Origin of the sequence: Micromonospora sp. NPDC050397 (genome assembly GCF_044901685.1) — a bacterium.
In the GTDB taxonomy this organism is placed as follows: Bacteria; Actinomycetota; Actinomycetes; order Mycobacteriales; family Micromonosporaceae; genus Micromonospora_G.
Genome location: NZ_JBJDPS010000003.1, coordinates 737638 through 752004, shown reverse-complemented (window position 1 = coordinate 752004; position 14367 = coordinate 737638). Strand labels below are relative to the sequence as shown.

The 14367-nt window shown below is 71.4% G+C and carries 11 protein-coding genes; 7 read left to right on the top strand and 4 right to left on the bottom strand.

Features of this window, described 5'->3' with window-relative positions:
• The first annotated feature begins 70 nt into the window (after positions 1–70).
• The 3 genes from eccB (at position 71) to ACI2K4_RS14330 (ending at position 2290) form a co-directional block, all read left to right on the top strand.
• Entirely contained in the window at positions 71–1465 is a 1395-nt protein-coding gene (gene eccB / locus ACI2K4_RS14340) for a type VII secretion protein EccB (protein WP_404511255.1), read from the top strand.
• Positions 1466–1656: 191 nt separating this feature from the next.
• Complete coding sequence (locus ACI2K4_RS14335; RefSeq protein ID WP_404511253.1) at positions 1657–1974, top strand: WXG100 family type VII secretion target; 318 nt, start codon at positions 1657–1659, stop codon at positions 1972–1974.
• 22 nt (positions 1975–1996) lie between these two features.
• A complete protein-coding gene (locus tag ACI2K4_RS14330; protein WP_404511251.1) occupies positions 1997–2290 on the top strand; it encodes a WXG100 family type VII secretion target in 294 nt (97 codons plus the stop codon).
• Positions 2291–2323: 33 nt separating this feature from the next.
• On the opposite strand, the gene mycP is transcribed toward ACI2K4_RS14330, so the two are convergent.
• Positions 2324–3541, bottom strand: coding sequence for a type VII secretion-associated serine protease mycosin (gene mycP / locus ACI2K4_RS14325; RefSeq protein ID WP_404511249.1), 1218 nt, complete (start codon positions 3539–3541; stop codon positions 2324–2326).
• A 153-nt stretch (positions 3542–3694) separates the two neighbouring features.
• Here mycP and ACI2K4_RS14320 point away from each other — a divergent pair, with 153 nt between their 5' ends.
• From ACI2K4_RS14320 to ACI2K4_RS14310, 3 genes are read left to right on the top strand one after another with little or no spacing between them, the layout of a single operon-like run.
• The gene (locus tag ACI2K4_RS14320) at positions 3695–6331 is read left to right on the top strand and encodes an SseB family protein (RefSeq protein ID WP_404511247.1); all 2637 of its coding nucleotides are present in this window, start codon (positions 3695–3697) and stop codon (positions 6329–6331) included.
• Positions 6328–6693 carry a hypothetical protein gene (locus ACI2K4_RS14315; RefSeq protein WP_404511245.1) on the top strand — a complete coding sequence of 122 codons (366 nt, stop codon included), beginning with the start codon at positions 6328–6330 and terminating at the stop codon, positions 6691–6693. The genes ACI2K4_RS14320 and ACI2K4_RS14315 overlap by 4 nt, the downstream gene beginning before the upstream one ends.
• 2 nt (positions 6694–6695) lie before the next feature.
• Positions 6696–7127, top strand: a complete 432-nt coding sequence (locus ACI2K4_RS14310) for an NUDIX hydrolase (RefSeq protein WP_404511243.1) — start codon at positions 6696–6698, stop codon at positions 7125–7127.
• A 75-nt stretch (positions 7128–7202) separates the two neighbouring features.
• Here ACI2K4_RS14310 and ACI2K4_RS14305 read toward each other — a convergent pair whose 3' ends face one another.
• On the bottom strand, positions 7203–8147 hold the full coding sequence (locus tag ACI2K4_RS14305) for an alpha/beta fold hydrolase (protein ID WP_404511241.1): 945 nt from the start codon (positions 8145–8147) through the stop codon (positions 7203–7205).
• 136 nt (positions 8148–8283) lie between these two features.
• On the opposite strand from ACI2K4_RS14305, the gene ACI2K4_RS14300 reads away from it, so the two are divergent.
• Complete coding sequence (locus tag ACI2K4_RS14300; RefSeq protein ID WP_404511239.1) at positions 8284–9501, top strand: C45 family autoproteolytic acyltransferase/hydolase; 1218 nt, start codon at positions 8284–8286, stop codon at positions 9499–9501.
• A 115-nt stretch (positions 9502–9616) separates the two neighbouring features.
• On the opposite strand, the gene ACI2K4_RS14295 is transcribed toward ACI2K4_RS14300, so the two are convergent.
• A complete protein-coding gene (locus ACI2K4_RS14295) occupies positions 9617–11977 on the bottom strand; it encodes an immune inhibitor A domain-containing protein (protein WP_404511237.1) in 2361 nt (786 codons plus the stop codon).
• A 332-nt stretch (positions 11978–12309) separates the two neighbouring features.
• Complete coding sequence (gene acs / locus ACI2K4_RS14290) at positions 12310–14274, bottom strand: acetate--CoA ligase (RefSeq protein WP_404511235.1); 1965 nt, start codon at positions 14272–14274, stop codon at positions 12310–12312.
• Between the last annotated feature and the right edge of the window lie 93 nt (positions 14275–14367).

The window sequence follows — 14367 nt, the reverse complement described above, 5'->3', positions numbered from 1 at the left end:
CCACGGGCGTCCCCCCGCGACTCGCCGAGGGGCCTATCGTATGGGCCGGACACTCCGGGGAGGGGCCCGTATGCCGTCTCGGCAGGACCAGTTGCACTCTTACCAGTTCATGGTCCAACGTGTCGTGGCCGCACTGGTGATGCGGGAGACCGACCCGGCGCAGTCACCGTTCCGGCGGGCGGCCGGGGCGACCCTGGCCAGCGTGCTGATCGCCGCGATCGCGCTCGGCGGCGTCGGGGTCTACGGCGCGATCGTGGGCGGCGGCGGCAAGAGCTGGCGCGACCCGGCGGCGGTGATCGTCGAGAAGGAGTCCGGCGCCCGGTACGTCTTCCGCGACGACAAGCTGCACCTGGTGCTCAACTACGCGTCGGCGCTGCTGATCGTCGGTGGCGCCCAGCCGAAGACGGTGCTCGTGTCGCGTAAGTCGATCGAGGGGGTGCCGCGTGGCAACACCCTCGGCATCAGTGGCGCCCCGGACTCGCTGCCGGCCGCGAACCGGCTCTCCACCTCGGCGTGGACGGTCTGCTCGACCCTGCTCACCGTGGACGGTGCCCAGGCGCCACGATCGGTGCTGCTGGTCGGCTCCGACGTCGACGGCGGCACACCGCTGGGCGACGACGGCCTGCTGGTCCGGCACCCGGACGGCGGGCTGTACCTGGTCTGGCACAACCGCCGGCACCTGATCCGCGACACCGGTCTGGTGCTCTCGGCCCTCACCTGGAACAACGAGCGTCCGGTGCCGGTGGCGCCGGCACTGCTCAACGCGCTGCCCGCCGGGACCGACCTGGCGCGGGTGCCGATCCCCGACCGGGGTCGGCAGTCGGCGGAGGTGGACGGGGCCCGGGTCGGTGAGGTCTTCGTGGTGGAGAGCCAGGGCGGCGGCCGACAGTACGCGGTGGCCAGGCGGGACGGCCTGGCCGGCATCACGCAGGTGCAGGCGAGCCTGATCCTGACCGCCGAGGGGCAGGACGACCCGACCCCGATGTCCCAGGGCGAGTACTCCCGGGTGCCGAAGGTGGACTCGCTGATCTCCGACGACCCGGGGGCGCCACCGGCGAACCAACCGAAGCTGGTCGCCGCCGACGGTGGCCGGATCTGCGGCCAGACCAGCGACGACAGCGGCGTACAGCGGGTGCTGGTCGGGGCGCGGCTGCCGGACCTGACCGACGCCGCCCGTACCGCCGCCCGGTCCGCCCAGGGCACGGCGCTCGCCGACCACATCCTGGTCGAGCCGGGCCGGGGCGCGGTGGTGGAGGCGTCGGCGGCACCGGGGCTCGGCGGCGGCGCGATATCCGTTGTCACCGATCTCGGCCGGCGCCACGCGGTGACCGGCCCGGACGTGCTCGGCATGCTCGGTTACGGCAGCGCCAAGCCGGTGCGACTGCCGGCGAACCTGGTGGCCCTGGTGCCGGCGGGCAAGGCGCTCGATCCGGCTGCCGCGCGCTCACCGGCCACCCAGGACTGAGTGTCCCGACAGGAAGCGGTTGTCCACAGGGCGCGGGCAGGGGCTACCGGGCGTGGGCTCGGCCCGCTACGGTCAGCGACGGAGTTCGCCGTCCGCCGTGGCTGTCGCGCCGGGCGGGCCTCCTGATCAACCACGGCGTCCACAGTGGTCGCCGTCGTCGTGACGATCGAGGAAGCGGGGTGACGTCCGGGGTGTCCCAGACGCAGGCAGAAGCCGCGGTGATGCAACAGACCGCGAAGAAGTTCGAAGACGTCGACCAGTCGTTGCAGTCGATGCTCAGCAGCCTGATGCGTGAGCTGGAGGGCCTCCAGCAGGCGTGGCGGGGCGCGGGTGGCCGTTCGTTCGAGCAGGTCAAGCAGCAGTGGGCGGCCGACCAGGCGAAGCTCGGCCGGGCCCTGATCGAAACCGCCGGTGCGATCCGCACCTCCGGCCAGCACTACGACGCGTCCGACAGCGAGGCGGCCAGCCGGGTCGCCAACACCAACCGCGGCATCCAACTGCCGCTCTGAATCCCGGGGGAGGGCGAAACCGATGAACGATGGCGTGCTTGTCGTCAGTTTCACCGCGTTGCAGCAGGCCGGCGCGGACATCCAGCGGGCGCTGAACACGCTCGACTCGCAGCTCGGCCAGTTGGAGCGCGACGCCGCGCCACTGGTCGCCACCTGGAGCGGCGAGGCGAAGGAGGCGTACGAGCAGCGTCAGGCGAGCTGGCGCGCAGCCTCGCTCGACCTGAAGAACATGCTCCGTGACATCAAGGTCGCCGTCGACGACTCCGCGGCCGACTACCAGAACACCGAGCGGCGCAACACCAGCCTCTTCCAGTAGGGGTGTGCCGGATTGGCGGTCCGGCCGGCGTCGCTACGCCGGCCCGGCCGGCTGCCAACCCCGCCGCGCGCCCCGGGGCAGCACCACCGCCAGGAGCAGCGCCAGCGCGGCCAGCCCGCCGGCCACCCCGGCCACCCAGAGCGAGCGCTCGCCGGCCCGGTCACGCCGGAGCTGCCGGGCCGCGGCCACCGGGTCCGCCTGCTCGGTCGGCAGCGCCGCGGCGCTCGGCGCCGCACCGGCGGGGCCGGTGTCGGTGAGCACACGGTACGGGTTGAGCACGCCGCTGCCGTACGCGTCACTGCCCTCGCCGTCCGGGGCCGGGTCGGTGCTGGCGACGATCCGGGCGGCCACCTCGGCGGCGGGCAGCTTCGGCTGGTACTGCCGCAGCAGGGCGGCGGTGGCGGCGACGAAGGGTGCGGCGTAACTGGTCCCGTCGTGTCGGCTGTGTCCGGGACCGGCGGTGGCGGCCAGCACCCCGACCCCGGGAGCGACAAGATCCACCCAGGGGCCGGTCTGGGAGAACGAGGCGCGTACCCCGTTCTCGTCGATCGCGCCCACCCCGAGCACCCCGTCGTACGAGGCCGGATAGGGGCGCGGGTTGCCGTTGGCGTGCCGGTTGCCGGCCGCCGCGACCACCACCACGTTCCGTTGCACGGCGTAGGCGACCGCCTCGCGGACCGCCCGGTTGTCCTGGTAGAGCACGACGGAGAGGTTGAGCACGTCCGCGTCGTGGTCGACGGCCCAGCGGATGGCCTGGGCGAAACCGGCCTCGGAGACCGTACGGCCCTGCTGCTCGCCGCCGACGTCCTGCTGCTCGCTGATCCGTACCGGCAGGATTCTGGCCTGTGGGGCCAGCCCCTGGAACCGGGCGCCGGTCCGGGGCGTCGCGGCGATGATGCTCGCCACCGCCGTGCCGTGGTAGACGCAGTCGTCGGTGCCGTCCCCGCCCCGGTCGAGCAGGTCCGTGCCGTCGGCCACCCGGCCCCGCAACTGGGGGTGCTCGGCGTCGACCCCGGAGTCGATCACCGCGACCGTGATCCCCGCGCCGGTGGCCAGCGGGGCCAGCCGGTCCGGAAGGTAACGTCGCTGTGCCCAGGGCTCCTCGGCGACAAACGTGCCGGGAGTGGCACGGGTCTCGCACTCGGGCGCGGCGAGCCGGCCGACCGCCGTCGCCCGGGCCGGGCCGGCGGGGAGCACGACGGTGGCCAGTACGGCACAGCTGAGGGCGAGACCTAATCTCCGGCCCGGCATGGTCCGCCTCCGAATGTGTGTCGGGTTCGCGACCGGATGCTATCGGTGTGTCACTACGCACGGCACCCACCGCCGGGCTGACAGCGTGATCTCGTGCCAACCTTGTAGGTTGTACGCGATGCCTGTGGCCTCTTCGTGGAAAGGAAGGTGGCCGTGACGGAATGGGAGCCGGCCACCGAGGCCGAGGGGGCTATGCGGGACGCGCTACGCGCGAATGACCAGGAACGTTATTTTCGGATCCTGGCCCGCACCGAACTGCTGCTGCCGATCTCCGCCGACGCGCTCGCCGGGCACGCGCCGATGGGCTGGGGCACGTGGACCACCAACGGACGGACCCACGTCCTGGCCTTCACCTCCGTGAACGCGCTGCGCGCCTGTCTCGGTGACAGCGCCGGTCCGACCCGCCGGACGGGCTACCACGAGTTGGCCGGCAACTGGCCGAACCTGGAGTGGTGGCTCGCGGTCAACCCGGGGCTGCCGGTCGAGGGATACCTGCCCGCCTGGTTCGTCTCCCAACTCGCCCGGGGCGACGTACGCCTGCCGGGGCGCACCATCGGCGCCCGTGCCCGGCTGGAGCGGGCCGAGAGCGCCGCCCGCGCGCGGGCCACCGCCGCCGTACCGGCTCAGCATCCCCAGGCACCCGAGTCGGCCGGGGAGCCACACCCGGCGACGCAGCAACCCCTCCCGACCCGACCGTCGGCGATGCCCTCGGCCGACAACCCCGCCGCCAACGGTGGCTACCCGGGTGCCGGACCGCGCCCCGACGGTTCGTACGCGCAGCCGCCCGCCGGCCACCCGCCCACCACCCCGCCCGGCGGCCACCCTCCGTTCGCCCCGCCGCCGGGACAGTCCGGCGCCGTCGTGCCCGAACAGCACCACCCGGGCAACGGCCGTGGCGCCGACGCCCCGATGAACTTCTTCACCTCCGTGCCGCGCTCGTCGCGCACCGGCCCTGGCGCTCCCGGCCCCGCTGCTCCCGGCCCCGCTGCTCCCGGCCCCGCTGCTCCTGTCCTCGGCGCGACCCGGGAGCCCTCGGGCTGGCAGGCGCCAGCGGCGAAGCCGACCGAGCGACCGGTCCCGCCCGCGCCCACCCCGTGGCTGGCCGCGGCGACGCCGATACCCGATGCCGAGCAGACCATGGCGATGCCGCCGCCCGGCCCGGCGGCCGATCTGACCATGGCCATGCCGAGGCCATCCGTACGCGACCGGGTGCCGGCCGAACCGCCGCTGCCCGCCACCGCGCCGCCGCTGCCCCCCACTTCGCCGTCGGTCCCGTTGTCGCCAGCGCCGTACGGTGCCGCCGACCCCGGCCCCACCGAACTGGCCCCGGTCGACCCGGCCTTCGCCGACTACGCCCCGACCGAGCCCGACTACGCCCCGACCGGCCCCGACTACGCCTCGGCCGAGCCCGGGTACGCACCACCCGGACCCGGGTACGCCTCGGCCGAGCCCGGGTACGCACCACCCGGACCCGACTACGCCTCGGCCGAGCCCGTGCACGTGCCGACGCAGCCGGTGCCCGCCGCGACCGAGCCGGCCGTCGCCCCGTTCGACACCTCGCCCGCCCTCCCCGAGGCCCAGCACACCCCGTTCGACACCTCGCCCGCCCCGTTCGAGGCCCAGCCCGCCCCGTTCGAGGCCCAGCCTGCTCCGTTCGAGGCCCAGCCCGGCTCGGTCGCGGGCGGGCCGGTGCCGGAGCAGTCGGCCTTCACCCCGCTCGGGACCGCCTACCCGGAGGGTTTGTCGGATACCGACGCGTACCCCGAGGTTGTTCCGGCGGGGTCGGCGCCGGTCGGCGCGCCGGGGCCGTTGCCGCCCGACTTCGTGCCCGCCAACGACGTCGAGCGGAGCCTGCTCGCGGCGGCCGGTGACGGCAGCACCGACACCTTCCTCTCCACCCTGTTGCTGGCCCGGGTGCTGCTGCCGGTCTCCGGGTCGGCGCTGCCGGGGACCCGACCCGGTGACGAGGGATTTGTCTGGAACACCGAGCGGATGGACGGCGAGACGTACGTGGTGGTGTTCACCTCCCCGGAGCGGCTGGCCGACCACCTGACCACGTCCACCGAGACGGTCAGCGTGAAGTTCGTCCAGGTGATCCGCAAGTGGCCGGAGACCGAGTGGTCCTTCGCGGTGAACCCCGGCACCCCGGTCGGGGCGAAGCTTCCCGGCTCCCAGATCGTGGCGTTGGCCAACTGGGCGGCCGAGGTGGGGCTCGGCGACGACACCGGTCCGATCGAGCAGGTCGATTCGCCGACGGTCGAGGAGACGACCCGCTCGACGTACGCTCCGGCCCGCGAGGACCCGGGGCGGCCGACGATGATGCAGAAGACGATCGCGCCCAGCCAGGTCATCTACTACCTGGAACGGGGCTACGACCGGGTCTCCGGCTTCGTCCACCGGGCACCGGAGGTGGCGCACCTGAACACCCCGGCCAAGCTCTACGCCGCACTCGGCCTCGGCTGGGCCAACTCGCCCTTCGCCCGGGACGCCGACGAGATCTACCTGCTGCGCTGGCCGGCGTACCGGCCGAGCCTCTACCGGATTCCGTACGGCGGCCAGAACGAGGCCGCGATGCGGGCGATGGAGGGCTGGGTGATCGAGCGGCCACCGTTCCGGGGCAACGGCTTCGCCCCCGGCGAGAGCAGCGACGTGGTCGCGGAGTTCAAGGTGGACAGCGCCCGGTTGCCGCACGGCGCCGAGCTGTGGCGGATCGGCTCGGACGGCAGCGAGTCGCTGATCGCCACCTTCGACGCGGACGCGCCGAGCTGGCAGCGGAAAGAGACGCCGTGATGCGAGACGGTTACGTCGCCAACTGGCGCGGCGCGGAGTACGACGTCAGCCCCGACCAGGACGAGGTCCGGCTCTACCAGACCCGCCCCGCCGAGGGTTTCACCGAGATACGCCCGGGCCGGTTCGTCCGGGTGGTGCCGGCCGCCGAGGTCGAGGAGCTGGCGTACGTGCGTACCACCTGCCGCTGGAAGGGCGAGCCGTTTGTCGTGCTGGCCGAGCACGACAGTTGGCTGCGGGTGGAGTACACCGGTGGGCGCTGGCCGGTCGCCGAGGCGATGGGGCTGGAAGCCTTCGACTTCGGGGTCTACCAGGGTTGGGCACTCGCCGCCGAGGTCACCGACCTGCGCGAACAGCGGGCCTGACCATGTCCGACCAGGTGCGCAACGTCGCCGGGGTGCTGCTGGTCGACGGCTCCGGCTGGCTGCTGATGCAGCTCCGCGACGAGTTCGCGCCAACCCACCCGAACCTCTGGGGCATTCCCGGTGGGCAGGTCGAGCCCGGCGAGACGCCCGAGCAGGCGGCCAGACGGGAGCTGCTGGAGGAGACCGGGCTGCGGGTCGACGGCACGCTGGACCTGTTCTCGAGCGATCGCAACGACCACATCCACTGGCACGTCTACTATGCCTCGACCAGCGCGACCCAGGACCAGGTGGTTTGCGGCGAGGGCGCGGCGATGGTCTTCCTCGCCCCGCACGAGATCCTCGATCGCCCGATGACCCCCAACGTCGACCTGGTCATGCGTCGCTTCCTCACCTCACCGCAGTATCACGACCTGCTCTACGGTCCCCGTCAATGATCCCGAAGAGTTTGGCTCGCCATAGCCGGCCGAACTCTTCGTGATCACGAAGTCCACGGGGACGCTGGGCGCCGGTCAGGACTTCGCCCAGCGGAGGATCTCGCCGAGCACCAGATCGGGCGCCTCCAGGTGCGGGAAGTGGCCCACCCCGTCGAGCAGACGCCACTCGTACGGGGCGGTGACGTACCGGCCGGAGCCCTGTGCGGTGCGCGGAAGAACCCCCCGGTCCTCCGCGCCGTGCAACTGGAGAGTCGGCGTGACCAGCGGTTTCTGCATCAGTTTGACGAACCGGTAGCCCTGTAGCCGGAGCACCGAACGGAACGCCCAGCGGTAACCCTCCAGCGCGCAGAACGACGCCTGCGGGATCCGCATCGCCTCGCGGCACCGGTCGGCGTACGCCTCGAACGAGTCACCGTTCACCCACCGCTCGCCGCCCCAGCGACGCAGGAAGTCGCCGACCATCGCGGCGTTGTCCCTGGTCAGGACGTGTTCGTAGCGGGGGAGCTGGAACTTGAGGGTGGGCGTGGCGGCGAGGAACTGGCCACGCGGGTCGGCGAAGACGGCGGTCCGCAACCGGAGCGGGTGCGGTGCGCCCAGCACCACGAGGCGACGGACCAGGCTCGGGTGGAACGCGGCGGTGGTCCAGCCGACCATGCCACCGAAACCGGAACCGACCAGGACGGCGGAACGCTCACCGAGGGCCCGGATCAGGCCGGCGACGTCGGCCGCGAGGGTGTAGCCGTCGTACCCCCGGGGTGGCTTGTCGCTCGCGCCGTAACCGCGCATGTCCACCGCGACCGCCCGGTAGCCGGCGTCCGCCACGGCGGGCAGCATCTCGTGCCAGGCCCACCAGAACTCCGGGAAGCCGTGCAGGAAGAGCACCAGCGGGCCGCTGCCGGCCTCGACCACGTGGAACCGGCTGCCGTTGGCGCCGACGAAGCGGTGCGTCCAGGGGCCGTCCACCAGCACACGGGATTCGTCGACCCCCGGACCCCGGCCACCGCCTCGCTGATCGCTCATGTGGCACAGCCTAGGCCCCGGACCAGCACCGGCGTCCCGTACGGCGGCAGAGTTCAGGGGATCGTCGGGGATGTCACGGAAACGGCCGAGGATTTTCCGGTGAATCTCTTTGATCGGTACGGATATGGTGCGGGGCATGATTTCCGCCGACGATGGCACCTTCGCCCACCTGCCGGTGCCGGTGATCCGGGTGCAGGGCACACCCGAGCGTTGCGGGTTCGACTACGGCGTGGCGGCCCGTCCGCTCATCGCCGCCAACCTCGACCTCTACCTGCGTCGGTTCCGGCTCGAGGCGGGGCTGGACCCGGCTGCGGTGCGGACCGCCGGGGAGGCGTTCCGTCGTACCACCGTCACGCACCACCCTCGGGTGGCCCAGATGCTCGACGGGGTGGCCGAGGGCGCGGGGGTCGGGGTGGGCGAGATCTACGCGCTCAACGCCCGGACCGAACTGATCTACGGCACCACCGCGCCGGCACCGACCGGCGGCACCACCGCGCCGGCACCGAACGGCGATGCGGCCGGCCCGGCACCGATCGGTAGCGAACCAGGTGGTCGGGACGGCGGCTGCACCACGGCCGGCGTACTCGGCACCCACACGGCAAGTGGCAACCTGCTGCTCGGGCAGAACTGGGACTGGCACCCGGACCAGCGTGAGGCGATGGTGCTGCTCGCCACCAAGGACGAGCGGGGCCTCACCGTGCTCGCCCTGACCGAGGCGGGCATGCTCGCCAAGACCGGGCTCAACTCGGCCGGGGTGGGCGTCTGCGTCAACATGCTCGGCTGCGACCGGGACGGACTACCACGCGACGGTACGCCGCCCGGGGTGCCGTACCACGTGCTGTTGCGGGCCGCGTTGGAGGCGGACACCCTGGCCCTGGCGCTGAAGGCGGCCATCCGGGGGAGCCGGAACAGCTCCATCAACCTGTTGCTCGGACAGGCCGGCGAGGCGGGTGGCGAGCTGATCGACCTGGAGCTCGTACCCGGCGACGCGGGCTGGCTGCATCCGGTCGACGGCCTGCTGACGCACGCCAACCACCTGGAGTCCGGGCTGCCGGTGCACGACACGATGAAGGACTTCGGCGGCTCGTCGATGTTCCGCTCGGCCCGCGCCCGGCGACTGCTCGCCCCGGCCGCGCAGGCCCGGAAGGTGACCGAGGGGGACCTGGCGGACCTCTTCGGCGACCACGCGAGCTTCCCACACGCCATCTGCCGGCATGTGGACGAGCGGGACGTGGTCGCGGACCGCTCCGAGACGGTCTACTCGGTCCTGCTGGACCTGGACGAGCTGCGGCTGGGCATCGCCGCCGGACCGCCCTGCGGGCACGAGTACGGCTGGCTCCGGGTGACCCACTAGGGGCTCGCGAACCCGGCCACCAGGGTCCGGGACCCACCGATGCCGGTGACCGACTGATACGGAAGGGGCCGGTGCCGCGAACGCGGCACCGGCCCCTCTGTCTACCCGTGAAAGGTCAGCGCCGGGGGGTGCTCACCTTGATCAGGCTGGTGCCGATCGGCAGGCCCAGCTCCAGCACGACCTCGATCTTCGTGCCGGTGCCGGCGACCTTGACCGAGTTGGTCGGGTTCGCCGCGGACCAGTAGCGGTTCGGGTCCGAGTCGTCGAACGTCGGGATCGCCGGACGCGACGGCACGGTCAGCGGGACCCCGAGCCGGTGCAGGGTGACCGCGTCGGTCTTCTGCCGGCCGAAGGTCGCGTCGAACGGCTGCCGCCGGTTGGCCAGCAGGCAGAGCCCCTGCGGGTTGTACGGCGTCACCGCGCACGTCCCCGGCCAGGCGATCGGGGCCGGGCGGGCGTCGATCGGCAGGACCAGGCCCTGACCCGGGTGGGTCGAGGTGTTGTTGTCCTCCTGGCTGTAGTCGACCTGCCAGATCAGCAGACCGTCCTGGTACGGGAACCGCTCCACGAACTTCGGTCGGGTGTTGTTGAAACCGAAGTTGTACGGACCGGTCTTGAGCCCCTTGTCGTACCCGACGTACTGCCGGTTCTCGGCGATGTAGAAGTTCGGCACCTGCTCGTCCACGGTGCCACCGAACCGGCTCCAGCCGGCCGCGGTCCAGCCGTTGTCACCGGACTCGACGTCGTCGCTCCACGCCACCGCGCCGTTCTTGACCAGCTTGATGTCGTCCAGGAACGCGCCGGCCAGGTGGTAGCCGCCGTCGCTGTAGTACCGGAACCGGAACTTGACCGACTGACCGGCCCACGGGGTCAGGTCCCAGCTCAGGTCCTGCCAGCCGCCGGAGTTGGCGTCGATCCGGTCGCCGACCTGCACCCAGTTCTGTCCACCGTCGACCGACACCTGGGCGAAGAGGAAGTCGAAGCCCTCCTCGATGTCGTACCAGCCCTTGGCGCCCAGCGAGGCGGTGGTGGCGCCGGTCAGGTCGAGGTCCCGGGTGAGCTTGACGTCCAGGTCGTCGGCGCTGCCACTCCACCACTCGTACTGGCCGGAGGTGGGGGTGTTGTACTCGATGAACTTGCGCTTGCTCGGCAGGTTCACCACCACGGCCTGCGGCAGCGGCCCGTTGTTGTCACCGGCCGGGCCGAGGATGTGGTACTTCGTCCCGGTGCCCTGGTTGACCACCTCGTAGTCGAGCCAGCCGAGGAACATCTTCTCCCACGGGCCCATGTAGCCGGGGATCGAGCCGATGTTGTCGCCGCCCTTGTTCAGCCACGAGCCGCCGGACATCAGCGACCAGAAGCCGGTGCCGTTCTCGGCGCGGTTGGTGATGTCGTACAGGTCAGGCAGGCCGAGGTCGTGGCCGTACTCGTGGGCGAAGACGCCGAGGCCGCCGTTCTCCGGCTCGGTGGTGTAGTCACCGATCCAGAGGCCCGAGTCACCCAGCGGTACGCCGCCCCGCTCGTTGTACGACGGGCCGGTGTCGCCCATCCGGGTCGGGTACGCGTACCAGCGGTGCGACCAGATCGCGTCGGCACCCTGGGCACCGCCGCCGGCCTCCTCACCCTCACCGGCGTGGATCGCCTGGAAGTGGTCGACGTAGCCGTCCGGCTCGTTGAAGTCGCCGTCACCGTCGTAGTCGTAACGGTCCCAGAGGTCGAACTGCTTGAGGTACTGGGTGATCTGCGCCTTGGTCTTGCCGGCGGCGACCTGCGAGTCGTACCACGCCTGCGCGGTGTCCTCGACGAAGGGCCAGTAGGTCTCGCCCTCGGTCTCCTGCACGTTGTTGCTGCCGTAGCGGGCCTCGTTGTACGGCACCTTGACCCAGTCGCTGACGTCTCCGCCGACGGTGTACTTGCCACCGGACTGGTCCAGGTAGAAGGAGGCCATCGACTCCTTCTTGGTGGAGTACATCAGGTCGAGGTAGCTCTGCCGGTTGAAGTCGGCCTGCCAGATGGTGGAGTTGTCGTCGGTCGCGCTGCCGTCCAGGGTCCGGTCCGGCTGGGCGATCTGGTTGTGCAGGGGACCGGCGGTCCCGCCGTAGAGCGGGTTCACCTGGTCGCCGAACTCCACCAGGATGGAGAAGATCGGGTCGACCTTGGCGGGCTTCTTCTTCACCTCGACCCAGCGGTTGCCCTTGACCCGGACCACCTCGGAGCCGTTGCGCTGCTGCGCCTTGGACTTGCCGGAGAGCAGGTCGGCGATCGCCTCACGGCGCAGGGCGTCCTGCTGGTCGCCGAGCGGGTGGGGCAGGTTGTCCTCGCGGTGCACGGCGGTCGGGTCCTGGTCGGCACCGGCGACCCGCGCGGACGAGGTGGGCGACGGCTGGGGAGCGCCGTACGCCGGGGCGGAAACGAAACCAGCCGCCAGGACGACGGCGGCGACGCTCGCCATCCCTGCGGAGACATCTCTCCTCAAAGGGTCCTCCTCCCTTCGTGGAATGTGACAGGAACTCGGCGCTGAGCACCGGAGCTGTCACTCATGATCGTGACTACCTTTGCAGATAGATGCACCGATGTCACGAGAGTCGATCCGAGGGGAAGCGTGTGTTTACCCGGACTCCCCGTAGCTGTGGCAGGTCGTCCGAATGTTCACTGTCTGAATCGGCCGTCCGGCCAGTGCGAACCGATTCCCCGGCGAACAGAGGAATCGACAGAAATGATCGCGGTCGGATGGGTGACGGTGTCCGGAAAGACGAGTGGGCGCGACCCCTGAACGGAGCCGCGCCCACCGCTGGTCGTACCCGATGGTCAGTCCTCGTCGGACTTGCCGGACTGAAGCCCGGAGGAGATCAGGTCCATCACCGACGAGTCCTGCAACGTGGTCACGTCGCCGAGTGACCGGTTCTCCGCCACGTCCCGCAGCAGCCGGCGCATGATCTTGCCGGACCGGGTCTTCGGCAACTCCGGTACGAGCATGATCTGCCGGGGCTTGGCGATCGGTCCGAGCGTACGGGCGACGTGGTTGCGCAGCTCGGTGATGAGCGCCTCGCCCGCCTCGCCCGAGGTGTCGACGTTGCCGCGCGGGATGGTGAAGGCGACGATCGCCTGCCCGGTGGTGGGGTCGGTGGCGCCGACCACCGCCGCCTCGGCCACCGACGGGTGCGACACCAGCGCCGACTCGACCTCGGTGGTGGAGATGTTGTGACCCGAGACGAGCATGACGTCGTCCACCCGGCCGAGCAGCCAGAGGTGCCCGTCGTCGTCCTTCTTCGCACCGTCACCGGCGAAGTACATGCCGGCGAACCGGGACCAGTACGTCTCCACGAAGCGCTCGTCGTCGCCCCAGATGGTGCGCAGCATCGACGGCCACGGCTCGCGGAGCACCAGGTAGCCACCGCCGCCGTTCGGCACCGACTGCCCCTGGTCGTCCACCACGTCGGCGCTGATGCCCGGCAGCGGCGACATCGCGCTGCCCGGCTTGGTGGCGGTCACCCCGGGCAGCGGCGAGATCATGATCGCGCCGGTCTCGGTCTGCCACCAGGTGTCCACGATCGGCGAGCTGTTCCGGCCGACGTGCTCCCTGTACCACATCCACGCCTCGGGGTTGATCGGCTCACCGACGCTGCCGAGCACCCGCAGCGAGGAGAGGTCGTAACCCTGGGGGATGTCGTCGCCCCACTTCATCATGGTGCGGATCAGCGTCGGCGCGGTGTAGAGGATGCTCACCTGGTACTTGTCGACGATCTCCCAGAACCGCCCCTTGTGCGGGGTGTCCGGGGTGCCCTCGTACATGACCTGGGTGGCGCCGTTGGAGAGCGGGCCGTACACGATGTAGGAGTGCCCGGTGACCCAGCCGATGTCGGCGGTGCACCAGTAGACGTCCGTCTCCGGCTTCAGGTCGAAGACCGCGTGGTGGGTGTACGACGCCTGGGTCAGGTAGCCGCCGGTGGTGTGCAGGATGCCCTTCGGCCGGGCGGTGGTGCCGCTGGTGTAGAGGATGAACAGCGGGTGCTCGGCGTCGAACGGGACGGCGGTGTGCTCCGGCGAGGCGGTCTCCACCGTCTCGTGCCACCAGTGGTCCTTCTCCGTCCAGGCCACCTCCTGGCCGGTACGGCGTACCACCAGCACGTGTTCGATGGTGGAGGAGGCGGCGACCGCCTCGTCCACGGTCGGCTTGAGCGCGGACGGCTTGCCCCGCCGGTAGCCGCCGTCGGCGGTGATCACGACCTTGGCGCTGGCATCCTGGATCCGGTTGCCGAGCGCGTCCGCCGAGAAGCCGCCGAAGACCACGCTGTGGGTGGCGCCGATCCGGGCGCAGGCGAGCATCGCCGCCGCGGCCTCCGGGATCATCGGCAGGTAGATGGCGACCCGGTCGCCGGCGACGACGCCGAGGTCGGTCAACGCGTTGGCCGCCTGGCAGGTCAGCTTGTGCAGGTCGGCGTAGGTGAGGGTACGGGTGTCGCCCGGCTCGCCCTCCCAGTGGATGGCGACCTTGTCCCCGCGTCCGGCGGCCACGTGCCGGTCGAGGCAGTTGTAGGCGACGTTGAGCTCCCCGCCGACGAACCACTTGGCGAACGGCGGGTTCGACCAGTCCAGGACCTGGTCCCACGGCTTGGCCCAGTCCAGCCGGCGGGCCTGCTCCGCCCAGAAGCCGAGCCGGTCGGCGGCGGCCTCGGCGTACGCGTCGGCGGTGACGTTGGCGGCGGCGGCCAGCTCCGCCGGGGGCGGGAACTCCCGCGTCTCCTGCAACAGGTTCGCCAGGGTCTCGCTCATGCGCGGTGCTCGCTCATCTGCTCGCTCATAGGTGGGGCTCCTCGTGGTCGCGTGAGATGCGTCTCGGTAGGAGGTTAACGGCGGGGTCGCCGG